General features: G+C 57.4%; 11 protein-coding genes. 10 read left to right on the top strand and 1 reads right to left on the bottom strand.

All coding sequences use genetic code 11. The annotated features are described in order from the left end of the window. Positions 1–66: 66 nt before the first annotated feature. The 3 genes from ABVT35_RS16560 (at position 67) to ABVT35_RS16550 (ending at position 4,095) form a co-directional block, all read left to right on the top strand. On the top strand, positions 67–1,731 hold the full coding sequence (locus ABVT35_RS16560) for a carboxylesterase/lipase family protein (protein ID WP_368467690.1): 1,665 nt from the start codon (positions 67–69) through the stop codon (positions 1,729–1,731). 207 nt (positions 1,732–1,938) lie between these two features. After that, positions 1,939–2,988: a fatty acid desaturase gene (locus tag ABVT35_RS16555; protein WP_368467688.1), complete on the top strand. Its 1,050-nt coding sequence runs from the start codon at positions 1,939–1,941 to the stop codon at positions 2,986–2,988. 165 nt (positions 2,989–3,153) lie between these two features. Then, positions 3,154–4,095, top strand: a complete 942-nt coding sequence (locus tag ABVT35_RS16550; protein WP_368467687.1) for a hypothetical protein — start codon at positions 3,154–3,156, stop codon at positions 4,093–4,095. Here ABVT35_RS16550 and ABVT35_RS16545 read toward each other — a convergent pair. Beyond that, complete coding sequence (locus tag ABVT35_RS16545) at positions 4,079–4,933, bottom strand: sulfotransferase domain-containing protein (protein WP_368467686.1); 855 nt, start codon at positions 4,931–4,933, stop codon at positions 4,079–4,081. The two genes, ABVT35_RS16550 and ABVT35_RS16545, sit on opposite strands and share 17 nt — an antisense overlap. 249 nt (positions 4,934–5,182) lie before the next feature. Here ABVT35_RS16545 and ABVT35_RS16540 point away from each other — a divergent pair, with 249 nt between their 5' ends. The 7 genes from ABVT35_RS16540 to lpxC all read left to right on the top strand — a co-directional run bounded on the left by ABVT35_RS16540 (position 5,183) and on the right by lpxC (position 15,099). Further along, the gene (locus ABVT35_RS16540) at positions 5,183–7,012 is read left to right on the top strand and encodes an Lpg1974 family pore-forming outer membrane protein (protein ID WP_368467685.1); all 1,830 of its coding nucleotides are present in this window, start codon (positions 5,183–5,185) and stop codon (positions 7,010–7,012) included. 205 nt (positions 7,013–7,217) lie between these two features. Further along, complete coding sequence (locus ABVT35_RS16535; RefSeq protein WP_368467684.1) at positions 7,218–8,585, top strand: tryptophanase; 1,368 nt, start codon at positions 7,218–7,220, stop codon at positions 8,583–8,585. Positions 8,586–8,911: 326 nt separating this feature from the next. Next, positions 8,912–9,838, top strand: coding sequence for a D-alanine--D-alanine ligase (locus tag ABVT35_RS16530; RefSeq protein ID WP_368467683.1), 927 nt, complete (start codon positions 8,912–8,914; stop codon positions 9,836–9,838). Positions 9,839–9,909: 71 nt separating this feature from the next. Then, positions 9,910–10,761 (top strand): cell division protein FtsQ/DivIB, encoded by an 852-nt coding sequence (locus ABVT35_RS16525; RefSeq protein WP_368467682.1) that lies wholly within the window; start codon positions 9,910–9,912, stop codon positions 10,759–10,761. Further along, entirely contained in the window at positions 10,758–12,089 is a 1,332-nt protein-coding gene (ftsA, locus tag ABVT35_RS16520) for a cell division protein FtsA (protein ID WP_368467681.1), read from the top strand. Before ABVT35_RS16525 ends, ftsA begins: the two co-directional genes overlap by 4 nt. Before the next feature lie 55 nt (positions 12,090–12,144). After that, the gene (ftsZ, locus tag ABVT35_RS16515) at positions 12,145–13,806 is read left to right on the top strand and encodes a cell division protein FtsZ (protein ID WP_368467680.1); all 1,662 of its coding nucleotides are present in this window, start codon (positions 12,145–12,147) and stop codon (positions 13,804–13,806) included. Between the two features lie 339 nt (positions 13,807–14,145). Beyond that, positions 14,146–15,099 (top strand): UDP-3-O-acyl-N-acetylglucosamine deacetylase, encoded by a 954-nt coding sequence (gene lpxC / locus ABVT35_RS16510; RefSeq protein ID WP_368467679.1) that lies wholly within the window; start codon positions 14,146–14,148, stop codon positions 15,097–15,099. Positions 15,100–15,378: the final 279 nt, after the last annotated feature.

Below are 15,378 nucleotides of genomic sequence, written 5' to 3'. Positions count from 1 at the left end.
CCGCCGGATTGCCCTATCCGGTTGCAAATATGCTATAAAATGGCCCTTTCTGTTTGGGGGGCTTCCATGCGACGGCTCATCATTACGGGTGCCATTGTGGCGGCGTTTGCGCTCCTCTCGGCGTGCGTCAATCCCGTTTTGGACCAGCCGGTTGCCAGTGACCCGACGCAAAGGCCTGACTGCAGCGCCCCGGCAATCGAAACAACGAGCGGCAGGATCTGCGGATTGACTGTCGCCGGCAGCAGGACCGTCCATAGCTACCTTGGAATTCCCTATGCCGGTCCGACCTCGGGTGCCAATCGGTGGAGGCCGCCAAATCCGGCAATAAAGCAGCCGGGTGTGACCCGGGCTACAGCTTTTGGACCAATTTGCCCGCAGTCTGCCAGGCAATCTCCGTTCGAGCAGAGCGAGGACTGTCTCAGCGTTAATGTGTGGACGCCTGCCGCCGGTGGAAATGGCAAGCGGCCGGTCATGGTCTTTATTCATGGCGGCGCCTTCTTCTTCGGATCGAGCGCCAATCCGCTCTATAACGGGCATGTTCTGGCATCGCGCGGCAACGTTGTCGTTGTCACTATGAACTACCGTCTCGGAGCGCTCGGCTTTCTTGCTGGAATAGAAGGGCTGGTAGGCAATTACGGCTTTCTCGACCAGCAAATGGCGCTGCGTTGGGTGCACGAGAACATTGCTGCCTTTGGCGGCGATCCCGCAAGAGTGACCCTCTTTGGCGAAAGCGCCGGTGCAGCGTCCGTCAGTCTGCATCTAATGTCGCCGGCAAGCCGGAACTATTTCCGTGCCGCGATCATGGAAAGCAATCCCTTTGGTTTGCCGTACAAATCCATGGATGAGGCGGCGCGTTTCGGTGAGCGGTTCCGTGCAGCGCTTGGCTGCGGCGAAGGCGACCTTGCCTGTATGCGGGGACGGGCGTTCAAATCTGTCGTCAAGCACGAAACCTCGCTGCGGCTAAAACTGACCTCACTCCTTTCCGGTTTCAGCGGGCAGCTTGTCTGGTCGCCCGTCATCGACGGGACCGTGATCAGGGGGCAACCGAATCAGGGTGTGATTTCAAAACCGGCCATCATCGGCAGCAATCGCAATGAAGGTGTGATTTTCGCCCAGACCGGCAGGCTTGATCAATTTGGCCGGCGGCAGATACCGAGGATCGAATACGGGCTTGTGCTTGAACTGCTGTTTTCAAAGCCGACCGCGGAAAAGATCAAGGCGATATCACGTTACGCGCCGATCGATGGCGACAACACGGGGCAATTCTCAAAGGTTCTGACCGACTATGTTTTCACCTGCGCTAATCGTCATGTGATGAACCGGTCGAGAGGGCGGATTTACGGATACATGTTTTCCCATATTCCGTCCTACAATGTGTGGCCGCAGGAAAAACTCTGCGCTCCGGATCAGCAAAAGGTCTGCCATACTTTTGAGCTGCCTTTCGTCTTTGGCAATCCGACGACCGTCACTGCGCAGTCTCCGCCAGCACCGGCGCAATTCACGCTCGCCGAAAAGCGGCTGTCGGACCGAATGGTGGGCGAATGGACCCGGTTTGCCAAAACGCTGCAGCCGGGCTGGCCACGCTACGGACGCTCCAGTCAACGGGTGCTGAACCTGGGTGATGCGATCGGGCCAAGCGACGTGCCCGATGCCAATTGCAGCTTCTGGGATACGCTGGGCTACGACCTGCCGGGATTGTATGACCGCATGCACGAAAGAAGCCAAAAATGAGACTTCGCCGATGTGCTAACCGCGAATTTCATGCAGGTGTGATTGCCATATCGCCGGATTGTGTGGAGGAGTATATCGCTGCGGCAGCCTGCTGCCGTCAAATCGACGCATATTAATTCCAATGGACTGCAATAAGTGTGCTATCGTCGCCGCAATCGGCGCGTGGTGGGGCGCTTGCAACGCTAATCGGAAAGTTGAATTCAATAAATGGTCAATTCGGAACTGCCGGACACCGGCAGCGTCCAACGCGATGCGCGCGCTTGGGCAAAGGTTCTGACGCAATATCGTCAGCCCAGCAACCTGCGCGGCAGCGCTGAAATTCTCATCACCGTCGTTCCCCTGGTCGCACTTTGGATCGTCATGTGGGTAACCCTTGGCTGGGGCTATTGGCTGACCCTGCTTCTGGCCGTCCCGGCGGCCGGCTTTCTGGTGCGGCTGTTCATGATCCAGCATGATTGCGGCCACGGCTCCTTCATGCGTTCGCGCCTGGCGAATGACATGATCGGGCGCGTGAGCGGCGTGTTTACGCTGACTCCCTATGGCCACTGGCAGCGCATGCATGCACTTCACCATGCCGGTTCGGGAAATCTCGACCGGCGCGGCTTTGGCGACGTTCATACTCTCACTGTGGACGAATACAGGGCCGAGACCTTCTGGGGCAGGTTGCGATACCGGCTATACCGCAACCCGCTTGTGATGTTCGGATTTGGGCCGGCCTATCTGTTCGTTCTTCAGCACCGGCTGCCGGTAGGCATGATGCGCAGCGGTCTGAAGCCGTGGATCAGCACGCTGGGAACCAATCTTGCAATCGCACTGTTTGTGATTGCGATGATGTGGATCATCGGGGTGAAGCCGTTTTTGCTGATACATCTGCCGATCGTTCTGTTGGCCGCGTCCATCGGTATCTGGCTGTTCTTCGTGCAGCATCAGTTCGAGCAAACCAGTTGGGAATACGAAAAGAGCTGGAACTGGCACGAGGCGGCGCTGCATGGAAGCTCACACTACGATCTTCCCATGCCGATGCGATGGTTCACCGCAAATATAGGCCTGCACCATATTCATCATCTGTGCAGCCGAATTCCCTATTACAGGCTCCCGGCGGTGCTGCGCGATCACCCCATGCTTCGCGATGTCAGCCGGTTGACGCTGTTTCAGAGTCTGGGCTGTGTGCGCCTGGTTCTGTGGGACGATGCACAGCGCCGTCTGGTAACGTTCCGTGACGCTCGACGCTCAGTGCTCGCGCAAGCGGCGCAATAAGGCCGAACCTGGTCAACTGATCTCAAATTTCATTACCGGCTGCGCCTTTCTTTGATCCTGCCGGCCCCAGTGTCTCCCCAATTGGCGATTGCATTGCTGTGATCGCGGAAGGCGCTGTTTGTTTTCCGGACGATATGGGAAACCGAACTGGAGAACGGCAAGATCATGAAAATCAGCTACGCAACGCACACGGCCTGGTCAAATCCGGGATCATTCCGCAGCAGACTGTACGGGCTTCCCGATGCGCCGCGAAAGCTTGCCGATGTTCTGGAAAATTTCATGATCCATCACGGCACCGCACATCTTCTCGATGTCAGTGTTCCTGAGTTTGCCGAAATCGACCGCAGCCTTCGTACGGTCGAACGCCTGCTGAGCGCCGCCATCGTGCGCGACCGGCGCCCGTTGAGCGTACAAAGAGACCTTTCCGCCTATCTTTATGTCGGCAGCCGCGATTTTGCGCTCATGGCGGCAAGCGTCCTGAGATCCAATGGCATCGAAGCCCGGCTGCGGGCCGGTTTTGCGGACTACTTCAAGACCGGCTGGTGGGAAGAACACTGGCTGTGCGAATACCGGTGGGAAGGAGAATGGAAGCTTCTGGACGCGCAACTCGGCTGGCGCGCGCGCGGCGCCTACGGGATCGATTTTGAAGTCGACGATGTTCCTCGAAACCGCTTCCTGTCGGCCGGCCAGTTATGGCTGGCAATCCGCGAGGGAAAGATCAGGGCGGCGTGCTGCGGGCAATTTCGCACCGGAATAAGCGGCATTTGGCTTCCGGCCGCATCGATATTAAAGGATACGGCTACGCTGTGCGGCATTGAACCGCTGCCGACCGATCACTGGGGACCCGCCATCGATTTCAGCCGCAACCGGGCCGTTTCGGTCAAGGCCTATGAAGAACTGGATGCATTGGCCCAGACTTTCATGGACCCACCGCAATCGCCTTTTGAAGCCCGTTCGCTCGTTGCAAAATTCCCCTGGGCGAAGCCCGGAAGCGCGATTACGAATATCGTCGATGATGTGCCGCACGACGTTTTCGTGCATTCGCAACCCACGGTCCGTCCGGTCCATGTCTACGCACGTATTCAAGAGGCTAGGGCAAATAGTTGAACCGTTGCATCTGGGTGCCGTGGGCTGTGACGATGCGGTTAACCTGCCCCGGCGTAAGGTCATGCCGCCACTGGTCCGCTTTGCCCGAACGAAAAAACTTCTGGGCGGCCTTCGGTTTTTCCCTAAAGCCCTTTTCGCTTTCCTGTTTTTGCAAAGACGCAAACGAGGAGAGCGCGATGGCCCTTTGCAGTTCACTCGCATCAGGTTTCAAAAGAAGGTGTTCGGCCAGCGCGCCGAACGTCGTTTCCGGATCGTCGAGCATGTCTTCGTACCGCATTACGTAGATCGTTCGGTGCGGCTTCCTGGTCCAGCTCTCAACGTGCTGGCTCCAGGAGCTGTAAACCTCGTAGACGGATTTTTCACCGATCGGCGTTTCCAGACCATCCACCGCCATCTGGTCGATGGCCGCGTCGATCGATGTGCCCATGTGATGGCTGAACGATATGGCGACATCGAGAGGATTGCGCACAATGTAGATGGCTCCGGACGTCACATCGAAATTGATGGTCGGTAATTCGCGGTCCATGACCAGGGCGTGGTGGGTCTTGACGAAAGCGAGACCGTCAGCGTTGTCGGCTATCTGCTTTTGAACAATGTGACGGACGGACGCAATTTCTTCGCGACTACATTGATCGACACTCTTGCCGAGGAGCTTCTCGTAGGGCGCGGCGGCTATTTCCCAGGTCGACATTGAATTCATCCGGTTGATGTCCTGGGAGCCGGACGCATCTCCTGACATGACGTTGATCAGATTGTGCAGAAAATTGCGTGTCCAGGTGTTGCCGGATTTGGGGTAGGACGCGAGCCAGATGATTCCCTTCGGGGTGTCCTTCGCCATCCAGTTGCTCCGTTGACCAGTGTTCTTTCTCCGGCCTTATGTAACCCAAAAGTCACCATCCGCAACACGGTGTGGCAAATTCACGATTGACGTTTGCTATGGCGTTTACTTTTTGTTAGTTGGCTATTGGGGACGTCGTAAAATTTTACTGGTTTTGAGGTGGTCATGCCTGGAGGGGATCGGCGTCTTTTTGGCGTACGCAGATTTAATTCACGCTATTTTCGAACTGCATCGGCATTGGCAATCGGAGTGTTCCTTGCACAGATGCCTGCCGACGCCAATGCCGGAGACGGACAGACCAAGCTCATTCTCGAGCTCAACGGCGGTGCGATTTGGGGCGACAGCCAGCCATGGGCTGTGGTGGCGCCTTCCTATACGCCATATGGTGATCTGCAGAAAATCAGACCGGACTACTATCTTGGTGGATTGATCGGCGTTATTGCGCCGATGAACAAAATAACACCGGAGTTCGGCTCCGAGTGGGATGTTGGTTTTTTTGCACGGCTCGGCATTTCAGATGAACAGTCCGAGGGAGGGCTGGCGAGCTACTTCTACAACATTCTCGGCGGCAATTACCCGACCTACTACACAGCTGGCAGCGCTACGCATCGGGAAACACATGCCATTGTCGATTTCGAGGCACGACGCGATGTTGGGCTTGGGTCTCAGAACGGAGGAAAGACGACACTTAAGGCCGGTCTGCGATTTGGCTATTTTAATGCCGAAACGGACACGCAGTTTGTCTACCTGCCGTCACCCTCCTTTACCCTTACCGACACACGACGATCCCGCTTTATAGGTGCCGGACCGCGAATAGGCCTTGAAAGTGTTATTCCCGTTGCACCAAACGTAACTTTCGATTTGGCTGGCGCGGGGGCACTGTTGTTCGGCATCAAGGACACGAGTGTAACCACGGCAGGAGCGCTAGGCGGTATAAGCGGCAGTTCCAGCAGTAACGTTTTCGATGTCGTGCCAATGCTGGAAGCCAGTGCCGCGTTGAGTTTCCGCTCGGATTCCATGCCAGGGATCTTAAGTGTCGGTGTGCGTACGGAGGCCTGGTTCGGCGCCTACAATCAAACCACAGCTATTACCGGGGATGACGACGCTAACAGATATATCATCAGTCCTTTCGCAAGACTGACGATGCCGATCGGATCCGCCGAAGATGTTGTCCCGTCAACCAGCAACTTCGTGCGGGGCAGAGCACCCGCTTCCGACAGCGGCCCGGTCTTCGAAATGGAAGGTTGGGGAGGTTATCTGTGGCGCAACGGTAACGCGATTAATCAGTCCGGCAGCCCTTTTACCGAGATCGATGACTATCCCATGGCCGGCGGCGGCACGCTGCTGGCCCTCCCGGTCGGTTCGAATTGGCTGGTTCAGCTTGAAGCCGACGGCGAGTCGACTTTCAACAATGCCGGTTTCGGGTTTGGCCTGGCCCCAGCCGACGACACCTATTCAGGTGGCTACACCGGCGGTGGACATCTGTCCTATACCCACGGCAATTTCCTCATAGGCGGCTTTGCTGGCGCTGGGCAGGTTTTCTTCAATGATGCCAGTATCTTGAGCCAGGATGCTGACTTTTGGCTTGCGGGTGGTGAGGCCAGGTATCTGACCGAATACGGCTCGCTTGCACTCCAGGTTGGCTATCTTGACATCAGCGCCGATAATTCCGAGACGTTGAGCAATGCCGCATTTGTCCGTGTTGCCGGACAGAAATTCTTCAACCGTGGTCAGACTATGCTGCAGGCCGGGTTTGGATATGCAAGCGGCGATCAGGATGCGGATGATCCACCGATCAATTCAACCGACGTTCTTTCCTGGGATGTCACACTCGAGCACCAGTTGGTGGCGCTCTCTGGGGACAACACAGCGGCGTCCGTTTTCGTTTCCTATCAGGGGCTGCAGGTCAACGAAGACAGCACGTCCGGTGGCACCGACCGTGTGACCGATCAGGGTATATATGCGGGCCTGAAATTCCGTCTGGGTGCATCTGAAACCCTGTACGAACGGGAAATGAGCACAGCACCTGGACTTCCCAACGCGCACCGCTGGCTTGGAGCCGTGCCGGCCGTCGACTAGCAATGGTGCTGATTGCGATGCTCACCCGCACGGCACGGACAGTATTTGTCCGAAGTTGACAAAGCGAAGACCGGGAAATACACAAAACCGGCAATCTTATGGGCGCTGAGCGCGGTTGGCGAATGAGCCGACAACCGCAGCGCGAGGCTCCTGATGTGATTACCGATTGCCGCATTTATTCGGGGCCTTCTCAAGGAAAGCCCTGATGAAAACGATAATCGAACCCTTCCGCATCAAATCCGTTGAACCGATCCGCAGGACCACGCGCGAGGAGCGAAAGAAGCTGCTGCGCGACGTTCATTATAATCTGTTCGGTTTGCATTCAAACGACGTATTGATCGATCTTCTAACCGACAGCGGCACCGGCGCCATGAGTGCCGAGCAATGGGCAGCAATGATGCGCGGCGACGAAAGTTATGCGGGGTCACCCTCGTTTGAACGGTTCACCGCCGCAGTTCAGAACCTGATGCCGTTTGAGCACATCATACCGGTCCATCAGGGCCGCGCCGCCGAAGCGATTCTCTTTTCGATCATGGGCGGTGAGGGGCGCAATGTTCCAAACAACACGCATTTTGACACAACGCGCGGCAATATCGAGGCCAGCGGAGCATTGGCACATGATCTGGTGATTGAAGAAGGGGCAAACCCGACGTCCTCGCATCCCTTCAAGGGAAATATGGATCTGGCGCGACTGGAATCCTACCTGGCTGAACACGGCGACAGCGTGCCTTGCGTGATGATCACCATCACCAACAATGCGGGGGGCGGACAGCCCGTGAGCCTTGAGAACATTAAGGCCGTGGCCAGGATTTCGCGTGATTTTGGCAAGCCGTTTATCATTGACGGTTGCAGGTTTGCCGAAAACGCATGGTTCATCAAGCAGCGCGAGCCTGGCCAGAGTGACCGCTCGGTTTCAGACATTGTGCGCGATTGTTTTTCCTGCGCCGACGGCATGACCATGAGCGCCAAGAAAGACGGTTTTGCCAATATCGGCGGCTGGCTTGCCCTCAATGACAAGGACCTGGCCGCGCAGGCACGCGCACGGTTGATCCAAACGGAGGGGTTTCCGACCTATGGCGGTCTCGCCGGTCGCGATCTGGATGCGATTGCGCAAGGGCTCGCCGAAATCGTGGATGAGGATTATCTGCGCTACCGGATCCGCGTCAATGAATACATTGTTGACCGCCTGGATGCTGGTGGGGTCCCGGTGGTTAAACCGGCCGGAGGGCACGCCGTGTTTGTCGATGCGCGGCAGTGGCTTTCGCATATTCCTGCGCTTGCCTATCCCGGACAGGCGCTTGCCTGCCGTCTTTACGAGATCGCCGGCATCCGCAGCTGTGAAATCGGCAGCGTGATGTTTGGACGCCATCCGGACGGGCGTGAAATTCCTGCGGCAATGGAACTGGTGCGGCTTGCCATACCCAGGCGTACCTACACCCAGTCTCACATCGATTATCTTATTGAGGCCTTCGGCCTGCTGGCCGAGGAAAGGGAAACCCTGCAGGGTTTTCGGATCTCGTGGGAGCCGAAGCTGATGCGGCATTTTTCCTGCCGCTTCGAGCCTCTGGCTTGAGTGTGGATGACCGACATTATTCGATCCTGAGAGGAGCCGGCCGGCTGGTCTCATCTCTGCCGAATTTGCGTAAAGCAACAAATTAACCGGGTCATCCCGGTGCCGTTTGATCCTGTGCGCCGGGCCAAGTGAATTTGCGGGCGGCAGAAAACTTCACCCAAAAAATGCGCCATTTGTTCCGAATACGGTTGCGAATGGCGCAACACTCTGATTCTACTGGTCTTAGAGTTTCCGTATTTTGAGTCGATTTAGCTCGTACAGGCGTCTGCGAGCGGACTCGGACTCAATCTACCGCACAGGTGGCGGAAGCGGAAAAAGGGGCAGTGATGAAATACAAACATGTAGCGGTTCTTATGGGCGGCTTTTCGTCGGAGCGGCCCGTCAGCCTGTCATCCGGAAATGCTTGTGCGGACGCTTTGGAAGAAGTCGGGTACAGGGTAACCCGTGTAGATGTCGGCCGCGATGTCGCTTCGGTCCTTGATGAGCTGAAACCGGATGTGGCCTTCAATGCCCTTCACGGCCCCTATGGTGAAGACGGGACCATCCAGGGAATCCTCGAATATCTGGAAATTCCCTACACCCATTCGGGTGTCGCAGCCTCGGCGCTTGCCATGGACAAACAGCACGCCAAGCGGATCGCCGCCTCTGTCGGTATTCCCGTTGCAGACGAACGGGTCATGCACCGGCTGGAAATCGAACTCGTGCATCCGATGGATCCGCCCTATGTGGTCAAACCGGTCTCGGAGGGCTCCAGTTTCGGTGTGCTGATCGTTCACGAAGATCATCCGCATCCGCCTCAGAGTTTAGGATCCGATGAGTGGCCCTATGGCGACCGGGTGATGGTGGAGCGATTCGTTCACGGGCGTGAACTGACCTGTGCGGTGATGGGCGACCAAGCCCTTGGCGTCACGGAAATATTCCCAATCGGCCACAGTTTCTACGATTATGAATCAAAATATATTAAAGGCGGCTCAAAACACGAGTTCCCGGCGAGAATTTTACCAAATATTTACCAAAGAATACAGAAACTGTCCCTGATGGCGCACCAAGCTCTCGGGTGTCGCGGCGTAAGCCGTTCTGACTTTCGATATGACGACCGTTTTTCCGAAGACGGTGAACTGGTCTGGTTGGAGGTAAATACGCAGCCCGGCATGACTCCGACATCTCTGGTGCCAGAACTTGCAGAACTTGCCGGGTACAGTTTTGGCGAACTGCTTACCTGGATGGTGGAGGACGCTTCTTGCATGCGTTGAAGGACAGGTGGGTAGACAATCGGCGAACCGCCGCGAACCGCTTAGACGGCGGCGCGGCGGATTTTGGTCGCGTGCTGCCTCGTGTCCTGCGCCGTCCGGCACGTTTTTTCACCGCCCTTGTTGACGGTCGCATCGTCATTCCACCTCACACCGGTACGCTGGCAGCTGCCGCATTGTTTGCCATGACCGGTCTTTACGGCGTTATTGAAGGCGGACACCTCCGGGCCCTTGCCGAGAACACCACGTCGGTCGCGGGATTTGCCATCGAACGTGTCGATGTGGCCGGCAATATTGAAACCTCTCCCATCGACGTCGTCCAGCAGCTTGGTCTGGACGGTCATACATCGCTGATCACGCTGGACCTTGGCGAGGCGCGCAATGCCATCATGGCCTTGCCATGGGTCCTTGATGCCGACATCCGCAAGATCTATCCGGATGTCATTGACGTCAAACTCGCTGAACGGCGCGCCTTCGGTATCTGGCAGCACGGCCGGGAACTGTCACTGATCGAGCGTGACGGCAACATCATAGCGCCGCTTGCGAGCGACAAGTTTACACAGCTTCCCCTCTATGTAGGATTTGGTGCGGATACCAATGCCGAAGCGCTCAACATGGTTCTGGATCAATGGCCGGAGCTCAGAGAGCGTATCCGGGCGCACATCCGCGTTGCCGACAGGCGATGGGATATCCGTCTCGACAACGGCGTAACCGTGCGCCTGCCTGAGCACAATGCTGCCGCAGCTCTGGACAAGCTAAGGCGTATGGACGACGAAAAGGAGCTTCTTGACCGCGATATCGATACGGTTGACCTGCGTCTTTCGGACCGCATCACCATCGGTCTGACCGACGGAGCAGCGGAGCGCCGGGACAATGCCATCGAAGCGCGAGAGCGCATGCTGAAGAAACGGGGGCGCAATTCATGAGCGTCTTCCGTTCGCCATCATTTACAGTTCCGCATCTAAGGGCGCTGCCTGCAAAAAGGTCGAGCGTCGTTACCGTGCTTGACATCGGTTCAACCAAAGTCGTCTGCCTGATCGGCAAGCTTGAGCCGCGTGAAGAGACACGTCTTTTGCCCGGCCGTACGCATGATGTTGAAATCATTGGTGTTGGCCATCACAAATCACGAGGCATCAAGGCAGGCGTGATTGCCGACCTCGACGCGGTGGAGAGCTCGGTGCGCATGGCCGTTCACACCGCGGAAAAGCGCGCCGGCCTGACCGTCGAGTCACTCATCGTGAATATTTCCGCCGGGCGGCTTAGGAGCGACCTCTATGCTGCCGAGATCGATCTCGGCGGTCATGAGGTTGAACGTTCGGACCTGAAGAAGGTGCTGGCTGCCGCTGCATCGCAAATTAACAATCCGGACCGTTCGATCCTTCATTCCCTGCCGACCGGATACAGCCTTGACGGAGAGCGTTCCATCCGTGACCCGCTCGGCATGTATGGCGACCACCTTGGCGTGGACATGCATGTCTTGAGCGCCGAGCAGGCACCGCTGCGCAATCTCGAACTTTGCGTCAACCGCGCCCATCTGACCGTGGAGGCAATGGTCGCGACGCCCTATGCGAGCGGACTATCCGCCCTGGTCGATGACGAGGCGGAAATCGGCTGCGCCTGTATTGATATGGGTGGCGGCACGACTTCAATTTCCGTATTTGCGGAGGGACGGATGGTTCACGCCGATGCCATCGCGCTCGGCGGCCATCATGTGACCATGGACCTTGCACGTGGACTTTCCACACGGCTGGAAGATGCCGAACGGCTCAAGGTCGTTCACGGTTCGGCCCTGCCGATGACCGGCGACGATCACGACACCGTTTCGGTTCCGCCGATCGGCGACAGCGAAAGCGAGATGCCGGTGCAGATGCCGAAGGCACTGCTCGGGCGCATTGTCAGGGCGCGCATCGAAGAAACACTGGAAATGATCCGCGATCGCATACAGCGCTCCGGATACGGGCCACTTGTCGGACGGCGCATCGTGCTGACCGGAGGGGCAAGCCAGTTGACCGGCATTGCGGATGCAGCAAGGCGCATCCTTGCCCGCAATGTGCGCATTGGCCGTCCGCTCGGTGTTGCCGGTTTGCCGGCCGCAGCCAAGGGGCCGGCATTTTCGACAGCAGTCGGGCTGATGATCTACCCGCAGATCGCAGCACTTGAGAGCCATGGTGGTGCGCGGGCTGGCCGATACCGGGCTGTGGGCGGTGGCGGCCGCTTCGCCCGTGTCGGGCAGTGGTTAAAAGAGAGTTTTTGAGTTGGATTTGGCCGGCGCGGCAGGCGGCCTAGAGTTAAAAAGGGAACGAGGTGCCATGACTATCAATCTGCAGAAGCCGGATATTACCGAGCTCAAACCGCGGATCACCGTATTCGGTGTCGGCGGCGGTGGCGGCAACGCCGTCAACAACATGATCAATGCAGGGCTGGAGGGTGTCGACTTTGTCGTCGCCAATACGGATGCCCAGGCGCTGACGATGACGCGGGCAGATCGTGTTATCCAGATGGGGGTTGCAGTAACCGAAGGCCTTGGCGCCGGTTCACAGCCGGAAGTCGGATGCGCGGCGGCACGCGAGTGCATTGACGAGATCAACGATCATCTCAATGGCACCCATATGTGCTTCGTAACCGCCGGCATGGGCGGCGGAACCGGAACCGGAGCCGCACCCGTCGTCGCACAGGCAGCGCGTGAAAAGGGCATCCTGACCGTTGGTGTCGTCACGAAGCCGTTCCACTTCGAAGGCCAGCGCCGCATGCGCATAGCTGAGGATGGCATCACCGAACTGCAAAATGCCGTCGACACGCTGATCGTCATTCCGAACCAGAACCTCTTCCGCATAGCAAATGACAAGACCACATTTGCCGATGCGTTCGGCATGGCCGACCAGGTTCTTTATTCGGGTGTCGCCTGCATCACCGACCTGATGGTCAAGGAAGGTCTCATCAATCTGGACTTTGCCGACGTACGCTCGGTCATGCGCGAAATGGGCAAAGCCATGATGGGCACGGGCGAGGCCTCCGCCGAAGGCCGCGCGATGGCCGCCGCGGAGGCAGCGATCTCCAATCCGCTGCTCGATGAAACGTCGATGCGCGGTGCACAGGGTCTGCTCATCTCGATCACCGGCGGGCGTGACATGACGCTCTTCGAGGTCGACGAAGCGGCAACCCGCATCCGTGAAGAGGTGGACACGGACGCCAATATCATCCTTGGCGCGACGTTCGATGAAGACCTTGAAGGCATCATCCGCGTTTCGGTTGTCGCAACCGGTATCGACCGCGAAAGCGCCGGCGAGGAACCGGTGGCCCCTCAAGCCACCACAACGCCGAAGCCTGCCAGCCGTCCGGCTCAACCAGCTCAGCCGGCCCAACCGGCACAGTCGGCACCTGCTGCTACCGCCGCGGCCGATCCGGTCGAAAGTACCATCCAGCTGGCTGAAGCCGAGCTAGAGCAGGAACTCAGCATTGCTGTGCCGGAACAGGCTGCCGGCGAAGCCGAGGAGTTCCAGCCTCAAAGCAAGCTGTTTGCCCAGCAGGAGCAACCCAAACCAGCCGTGCAGAGCCGTGCCACACCTCAGCCCCTGGCACCGGCGACGCCTGCCGCCGAGCCCGCACCTGCACAGGCCATGCCTGAACCGGAAGCCGCACCGCAAATGCCGCGCATCGAAGACTTTCCGCCCGTGGTGCAGGCAGAAGTCGAGCACAAGCAGCGCCCAGCTGCAGTTGGCCAGGACGAGCGTGGTCCGATGGGCCTGTTGAAGCGCATTTCGCATAGTCTTGGACGAAGGGAAGATGAGGAAGATACCGGGGCTGAAGCGCCGGCACCCTCCCAGAGGCGCCAGCTTTCGGCGGAAGCGAGCATGTATGCACCGCGCAAGGGAAGTCTCGACAATCAAGGTCGGGCACAGCCCGCAGCACCGTCGCAAAGTGAAGAAGACCAGCTCGAAATACCTGCCTTCCTCCGCCGACAGGCAATGTAAGCGGCGAGACGAGGCGACTCACTTTGGTGATTCTCCGGGGCGATTCATAACGAATTGCCCCGGTAATTGTGGATGATGTTCGGGTTTCCGTGATGTTAACGGTTCATTAACGAATATTAATCAGGTTATCTTTCTGAAAATAAACGGTTTATTGGCCGTAACAAACCGTAAAAAACCGTGATTTGGTTTGTCCCGAGTCGACACGTATCTTTCCACAGTGGGGATTTAGTCGGGACTATAGGTAATCCGAAAATACTGAAAAGATACGCGGTTTTGCAATCGCGTATGAGCCGATGGAGTTTTCGAGATGACCTTGGCTGAAGGTATCAGGCTGATTGTATGAGTATTAACTATTTTGGCTATCAGACGACGGTTCTGAACGAAGCTACGCTCTCGGGGGTGGGAGTTCATAGCGGTTCAAAAGTGTCAGTCACATTCAAGCCGGCCGAGGCCGATAGCGGCATCGTTTTTCAACGAAAACTCGAAAATGGTGAAGTGCACCACATAAGGGCGGTTGCCTCGCAGGTTGCCGCAACGGATCTGTGTACCGTGCTTGGCGATGCAGGCGGGGCAAGTGTTGCGACCGTTGAACACCTCATGGCCGCCTTCTATGCCATGGAAATCGACAATATCATTGTCGAAATCGATGGCGCGGAAGTGCCGATCATGGATGGAAGTTCAATCGTCTTCATCGAGGCCCTGGACCGTGCCGGTGTTGATATTCTCAGCTCCAAAAGACGTTATGTGCGTGTCGTCAAACCGGTTCGCATCGAAGCCGGGGCGTCATGGGCCGAATTCGTGCCCTATGAGGGAACGCGTTTCGAGATCGATATCGACTTCGACTGCAAGCTGATCGGCCGCCAGTCCTGGAAAGGCGATATTACCGCGGACACCTTCCGTAAAGAGCTCGCCCGCGCCCGTACTTTTGGGTTCATGCGCGACGTGGAGTTTCTTTGGGCTTCCGGTCACGCACTCGGTTCGTCTCTTGAAAATTCGGTTGTCATCAGCGACGACGATTCCGTCATCAACCTTGAAGGCCTTCGCTTCGAAAACGAGTTCGTTCGCCATAAGACACTGGACGCTGTGGGCGACCTTGCCCTCGCGGGTGCCAAGTTTATCGGCTGCTACCGTTCCTATCGCGGCGGGCACAAGCTCAACTCCCTTGCACTCAAGGCTCTGTTGAACGATGCCAGCGCATACGACGTCGTGGAAACCTCGCAGCCGCGCGAGACCCCACGCGGGGGAGAACTGGTCGCTGTCAGCGGACCGATGTTCGCGCCCTGGACCCAGTAAACGCCGGTCGATCCATCAATAACAGGTATATCCGTCTACTCCTGTCTGCGGGTTTATTGCGGACGGAGGATGATTTCGCCATTGGTCTGGCGAACTGCCAGCGTTCATTGACCGGGCCCATATGCCGGGAACGCGTTTGAATGCCATAAAAATGTACCAATGGATGCGCATGACATTGCGGTCATCGTGTTTTTAACGCTATGACAACTGACGCGGTTCCGCATGCGGTCCGAGGTGCCGGCAATTTTCGAAAAACCGACTGTTGCGGTGCATAAATGT

Origin of the sequence: Hoeflea sp. TYP-13, assembly GCF_040932035.1 — a bacterium.
Classification (GTDB): domain Bacteria; phylum Pseudomonadota; class Alphaproteobacteria; order Rhizobiales; family Rhizobiaceae; genus Hoeflea_A.
The sequence above is the reverse complement of the archived record's forward strand: the minus strand, read 5'-3'. Positions and strand labels throughout refer to the sequence as shown.

Coding starts and splice junctions, on each gene's coding strand:
- ABVT35_RS16545 (WP_368467686.1), bottom strand. CDS start 4,933: ATGGCGAAGGACACCCCGAAGGGAATCATCTGGCTCGCGTCCTACCCC.
- ABVT35_RS16550 (WP_368467687.1), top strand. CDS start 3,154: ATGAAAATCAGCTACGCAACGCACACGGCCTGGTCAAATCCGGGATCA.
- ABVT35_RS16535 (WP_368467684.1), top strand. CDS start 7,218: ATGAAAACGATAATCGAACCCTTCCGCATCAAATCCGTTGAACCGATC.
- ABVT35_RS16530 (WP_368467683.1), top strand. CDS start 8,912: ATGAAATACAAACATGTAGCGGTTCTTATGGGCGGCTTTTCGTCGGAG.
- ftsA (WP_368467681.1), top strand. CDS start 10,758: ATGAGCGTCTTCCGTTCGCCATCATTTACAGTTCCGCATCTAAGGGCG.
- ABVT35_RS16560 (WP_368467690.1), top strand. CDS start 67: ATGCGACGGCTCATCATTACGGGTGCCATTGTGGCGGCGTTTGCGCTC.
- lpxC (WP_368467679.1), top strand. CDS start 14,146: ATGAGTATTAACTATTTTGGCTATCAGACGACGGTTCTGAACGAAGCT.
- ABVT35_RS16555 (WP_368467688.1), top strand. CDS start 1,939: ATGGTCAATTCGGAACTGCCGGACACCGGCAGCGTCCAACGCGATGCG.
- ftsZ (WP_368467680.1), top strand. CDS start 12,145: ATGACTATCAATCTGCAGAAGCCGGATATTACCGAGCTCAAACCGCGG.